5 protein-coding genes are annotated in these 5,687 nt (G+C 69.4%); 1 reads left to right on the forward strand and 4 read right to left on the reverse strand.

The window, feature by feature from the left end; all coding sequences use genetic code 11:
• Both RIF68_RS25330 and RIF68_RS25335 read right to left on the reverse strand, forming a co-directional pair.
• On the reverse strand, positions 1-448 hold a 448-nt coding region (locus tag RIF68_RS25330), incomplete at its 3' end, for a helix-turn-helix domain-containing protein (protein WP_309053613.1).
• Between the two features lie 47 nt (positions 449-495).
• A complete protein-coding gene (locus RIF68_RS25335) occupies positions 496-855 on the reverse strand; it encodes a VOC family protein (protein WP_309053614.1) in 360 nt (119 codons plus the stop codon).
• 312 nt (positions 856-1,167) lie between these two features.
• On the opposite strand from RIF68_RS25335, the gene acnA reads away from it, so the two are divergent.
• Complete coding sequence (gene acnA / locus RIF68_RS25340) at positions 1,168-3,885, forward strand: aconitate hydratase AcnA (protein ID WP_309053615.1); 2,718 nt, start codon at positions 1,168-1,170, stop codon at positions 3,883-3,885.
• Between the two features lie 96 nt (positions 3,886-3,981).
• Here the strand turns inward: acnA and RIF68_RS25345 are convergent, their stop codons facing one another.
• Both RIF68_RS25345 and RIF68_RS25350 read right to left on the reverse strand, forming a co-directional pair.
• The gene (locus RIF68_RS25345) at positions 3,982-4,902 is read right to left on the reverse strand and encodes a VCBS repeat-containing protein (RefSeq protein WP_309053616.1); all 921 of its coding nucleotides are present in this window, start codon (positions 4,900-4,902) and stop codon (positions 3,982-3,984) included.
• Positions 4,903-5,066: 164 nt separating this feature from the next.
• Positions 5,067-5,687: glycoside hydrolase domain-containing protein (locus RIF68_RS25350; RefSeq protein ID WP_309053617.1), on the reverse strand; the 621-nt coding region annotated here is incomplete at its 5' end.

Raw genomic sequence — 5,687 nt, forward strand, 5'->3', positions numbered from 1 at the left:
CCGGCGGCACGATCTCCAGGTCCACGCCGTCGTTGATCCAGCGGGTGCGGACGCCGATGGAGTTCAGCACCTCCAGGAGGCGGAAGACCTCCTCGATGCGGGCGACGCGGCGCAGGACGGTGCGGCCCTTGTTGAGCAGGGAGGCGCAGAGCAGCGCGACACAGGCGTTCTTGCTCGTCTTGACGTCGATGGAGCCGGAGAGGCGGCGGCGGCCCACGACGCGCAGGTGCATGGGGCCGGAGTAGCCGAGGGACACGATCTCGCTGTCGAGGGCTTCACCGATGCGGGCGATCATCTCAAGGCTGATGTTCTGGTTGCCGCGTTCGATCCGGTTGACGGCGCTCTGGCTGGTGGCCAATGCTTCGGCGAGCTGCGTCTGCGTCCAGCCGCGGTGCTGGCGGGCGTCACGGATGAGCTTGCCGATACGTACGAGGTAGTCGTCTGCCATGGCGTCACGTTATCTCAGATATGAGATGAAGCGATCATCAGGGTGGTTCATCCGGGTGGCGTGTCGTGCGCGATCGGGTGGCGCGGTTCGTACAGGGGCAGTTCGGTGCCGCTCGGCAGCCGTACCGCCGCCAGGAGGCCCCACCCCTGGTCGCTGATGGGCCGTGAGATGTGCGCGCCCCGGTCCTCCAGGGTCGTGAGCGTGGCCGTGATGTCGTCGCACATGAGGTAGACCTCGTGCTGCGGCTCGCCCTCCGTGGGGTGCACCGCGATCTCGGCCGGCGGCAGCCGGAAGATCAGCCAGCCGCGCCCGGCGTCCACGTGGTCGAAGCCGACGACGTCCTTGAGGAAGTCGCGGTCGGCCTCGGCGTCCCGGGTGTAGAGAATCACATGCGCGCCGCTGAACATGATCCGATCCTCGGCCCGCCCCGAGGTGTCGGCAATCCCTCCGCGTCCGTCCGGGTTCGTCCCGCTCTGGCGCCGCGCGGTCCGGCTCCACCTCCCGCGCGCCCGCCGCGCGGGCGGAGAACGCGCGCGGCCGGGCATGACCGGACGCCGGGGATGCACTAGAGTTATCTCGACATCGAGATAACTGCTTACGGCGCACTGCGGCCGCCTGCCCGGTAAGGGTTACCTAACTTAGCCTTACCTTAGCGGATCGGCGAGGAGTCGTGGCGGCAGCATGACGGTAGTACGCGCACTTTGATGAAGGAGACTGTCGTGTCGGCGAACAGCTTCGACGCCCGCAGCACGCTGCGCGTGGGCGACGAGTCGTACGAGATCTTCCGCCTGGACAAGGTGGAGGGCTCGGCCCGGCTCCCCTACAGCCTGAAGGTTCTGCTGGAGAACCTGCTCCGCACCGAGGACGGCGCGAACATCACCGCCGACCACATCCGCGCCCTGGGCAACTGGGACTCGCAGGCCCAGCCGAGCCAGGAGATCCAGTTCACGCCGGCCCGCGTGATCATGCAGGACTTCACCGGTGTGCCCTGTGTCGTCGACCTCGCCACCATGCGCGAGGCCGTCAAGGAGCTCGGCGGCGACCCGGCGAAGATCAACCCGCTGGCCCCGGCCGAGCTGGTCATCGACCACTCCGTCATCGCCGACAAGTTCGGCACCAAGGAAGCCTTCGGCCAGAACGTCGAGCTGGAGTACGGCCGCAACAAGGAGCGCTACCAGTTCCTGCGCTGGGGCCAGACCGCCTTCGACGAGTTCAAGGTCGTCCCGCCCGGCACCGGCATCGTCCACCAGGTGAACATCGAGCACCTGGCCCGCACCGTCATGGTCCGGGGCGGCCAGGCGTACCCCGACACCCTCGTCGGCACCGACTCCCACACCACCATGGTCAACGGCCTCGGTGTGCTCGGCTGGGGCGTCGGCGGCATCGAGGCCGAGGCCGCCATGCTCGGCCAGCCGGTCTCCATGCTCATCCCGCGCGTCGTCGGCTTCAAGCTGACCGGTGAGCTGCCCGCCGGCACCACCGCCACCGACCTGGTGCTGACCATCACCGAGATGCTCCGCAAGCACGGTGTCGTCGGCAAGTTCGTCGAGTTCTACGGCGAGGGTGTGGCGGCGACGAGCCTCGCCAACCGCGCCACCATCGGCAACATGTCGCCGGAGTTCGGTTCCACCGCCGCCATCTTCCCGATCGACGGCGAGACCCTGAACTACCTCAAGCTCACCGGCCGCTCCGAGCAGCAGGTCGCGCTCGTCGAGGCGTACGCCAAGGAGCAGGGCCTCTGGCTCGACCCGGCCGCCGAGCCCGACTTCTCCGAGAAGCTGGAGCTCGACCTCTCCACCGTCGTCCCGTCGATCGCCGGCCCGAAGCGCCCGCAGGACCGCATCGTCCTCGCCAACGCCGCCGCGCAGTTCGCCCAGGACGTCCGCAACTACGTGGACGACGTCGACGAGGCGGGCAAGGAGTCGTTCCCGGCCTCCGACGCCCCGGCCAACACGCCGAACGGCGCCCCGTCGAAGCCGGTCACCGTCACCGCCCCCGACGGCTCGACGTACGAGATCGACCACGGCGCCGTCACCGTCGCCGCGATCACCTCCTGCACCAACACCTCGAACCCGTACGTCATGGTCGCCGCCGCGCTCGTCGCGAAGAAGGCCGTGGAGAAGGGCCTGACCCGCAAGCCGTGGGTCAAGACCACCCTCGCCCCGGGCTCGAAGGTCGTCACCGACTACTTCGACAAGGCGGGCCTCACCCCGTACCTCGACAAGGTCGGCTTCAACCTCGTCGGCTACGGCTGCACCACCTGCATCGGCAACTCCGGCCCGCTGCCGGAGGAGGTCTCCAAGGCCGTCAACGACCACGACCTCGCGGTCACCTCGGTCCTCTCCGGCAACCGGAACTTCGAGGGCCGTATCAACCCCGACGTCAAGATGAACTACCTGGCCTCCCCGCCGCTGGTCGTCGCGTACGCCATCGCGGGCTCCATGAAGGTGGACATCACCAAGGACGCCCTCGGTGTCGACCAGGACGGCAAGCCGGTCTACCTGGCGGACATCTGGCCCTCCGAGGCCGAGGTGAACGACGTCGTCGCCAACGCCATCGGCGAGGACATGTTCAACAAGTCCTACCAGGACGTCTTCGCGGGTGACGCCCAGTGGCAGGCGCTGCCGATCCCGACCGGCAACACCTTCGAGTGGGACCCGCAGTCCACCTACGTCCGCAAGCCCCCGTACTTCGAGGGCATGACGATGGAGACCACCCCGGTCACCGACATCACCGGCGCGCGCGTGCTGGCGAAGCTCGGCGACTCGGTCACCACCGACCACATCTCCCCGGCCGGTGCCATCAAGGCCGACACCCCGGCCGGCCAGTACCTCACCGAGCACGGTGTGGAGCGTCGTGACTTCAACTCCTACGGCTCGCGCCGTGGCAACCACGAGGTCATGATCCGCGGCACGTTCGCCAACATCCGCCTGCGCAACCAGATCGCGCCGGGCACCGAGGGCGGCTACACCCGCGACTTCACGCAGGAGGGCGGCCCGGTCTCCTTCATCTACGACGCCTCCCGCAACTACATCGAGCAGGGCATCCCGCTCGTCGTGCTCGCGGGCAAGGAGTACGGCTCCGGTTCGTCCCGTGACTGGGCCGCCAAGGGCACCGCGCTCCTCGGCGTCAAGGCCGTCATCGCCGAGTCGTACGAGCGCATCCACCGCTCGAACCTCATCGGCATGGGCGTCCTGCCGCTCCAGTTCCCGGAGGGCCAGTCCGCCGCGACCCTCGGTCTGACCGGCGAGGAGACCTTCTCCTTCGCGGGCATCGAGGAGCTCAACAACGGCACCACGCCGCGCACGGTCAAGGTCACCACCGACACCGGTGTCGAGTTCGACGCGGTCGTCCGCATCGACACCCCCGGTGAGGCCGACTACTACCGCAACGGCGGCATCATGCAGTACGTGCTGCGGAACCTGATCCGCGGCTGATCCGGTCCCGGCCGGCCGGCCGGTGAAACGGGACGGGCCCCGCTCCTCGGAAGAGGAGCGGGGCCCGTTCGTTCGTTCACACGCGCGGGGCGCGGATCAGAACATCAGGCGGTACGTGTTCCAGCCGGTGCCGAGCTTGACGCGCGGCTTGAAGGCGGGAGCGGTGGTGCCGGTGCCCTTGTAGAGCCACAGGTTGCCGGAGCCGTCACGGGCGAGCACGTCGGCCACGCCGTCGATGTCGACGTCACCGGTGGAGACCACCGAGTTGTAGATGCCCCAGCCGGTGCCGACCTTGACGCGCGGACCGAAGGGGGTCTGGTAGTTGCCCGTGCCCTTGTAGAGCCACAGGTTGCCGGAGCCGTCGCGGGCGATCACGTCGGCCTTGCCGTCGTTGTTCAGGTCGCCCTTGCCGGTGATGGCGTTGTAGATGTTCCAGCCGGTGCCGACCTTGACGCGGGGCGCCAGGCGGCCGTTGCCGTAACCGAGGTACAGGTACAGGTTGCCCGAACCGTCACGGGTCAGCAGGTCGTCCGCGGCGGCACCGCCGAGGCTGGCCGTGGAGACGACCGTGTTGAAGGCGCCCCAGCCGCCGCCCAGGCTGACCGGGCTGGCGTTCCACTCCAGCCAGTACAGCGTGCCGTAGGACACGATCCAGGCGCCGTCCGAGACGCCGTCGGCGTCCTGGTCGACCTGGGTCGCCTTGGAGACGCCGCCCCAGCCGGAGCCGACGTCCTCGCGGGCCTCGAAGCCGCCCGAGCCGTTCGGCCAGTAGGACCAGAGCTTGCCGTTGCCGTCGGCGGCGCGCAGCTCGCCGATGGGGGCGTCGGCCGCGGACTCGGCGGCGAAGGTGCCCGCGCCCGGGGTGGCCTTCTCGGCCGCGGCGGAGGTCTTGCCGACCGGCGCCGGCGCGTCCGCGGCGACCGCGGCGGTGGTGGTGCCCACGAGGGCCGCGGTGATGGCCGCGACGGTGACACGGGACAGGATGCCCGTGCGGTTCAGGCCGGTGGAGTTGGCCACGTAGTTCTCCTGAGAGGAAGACGAAAGGAAAGGTTCCGCCACCGGTGCGTCACCCGGACGGCCGACGGCGGAAACCTTATGATCCAGGATCGTCCTCATGGGATCTTCACAGGACAACTGGTTTGTGACACAACTGTTTCGATCCCGGACTTATATCCCTTTTGTCAGCGCAGAAGTTCCACTTCCGCCAGCCGGGACGTGCCTTCCGCCACGAGCCGGTACGCCGTGTACGAGCCAGGCGCGGCGATCGTGAAGGTCCGCGTCTGCCGGTCCCAGGCGAAGGACTCGCCCGCCCTGCGGTCCAGATCGGCCCAGTGCGCCCCGTCCGCGGAGCCCTGAAGCACCCAGCCGGAGGGCGCTTCCGCCCGCGCCGCCGAGGTCAGCGTGTAGCGGACCGCCCGCGTCGGGCCCGTCACCGGCAGCGGCTCCGCCGTGAGCGCCGCCGAGGTCGCCGAGGTGTCGTCGGTGAGCGGACCCGTCCGGGCCAGCGCGTCCGACGGCGGGGCCGGCACCCGGTCGTCCCGCGCGATCGAGGAGGGCGCCGCGCCCGGACCCGTGCCCCAGGACGAGGGCCGCGGGCCCATGTCGAAGCGCAGGGTGCCGCCGCGGGCCAGCAGGTCGTGGGGGAGGGCCGTCGAGTTCCAGGCGCGGCCGTTCACCGTGACGCCCTGGACGTACACGTTCCGGGCACTGTTCCGGGGAGCCTCGACCACCAGCGTGCGGCCGTTGTCCATCCGGACGGTGGCCTTCTTGAAGAGGGGCGAACCGATGGCGTACTCCCCGCC

It is taken from the genome of Streptomyces sp., from assembly GCF_031178505.1.
Taxonomy (GTDB): Bacteria; Actinomycetota; Actinomycetes; order Streptomycetales; family Streptomycetaceae; genus Streptomyces; species Streptomyces gulbargensis.

Bases quoted from the DNA above. Each gene is read 5' to 3' on its own strand.
- RIF68_RS25335 (WP_309053614.1), bottom strand. From the start codon at position 855: ATGTTCAGCGGCGCGCATGTGATTCTCTACACCCGGGACGCCGAGGCC.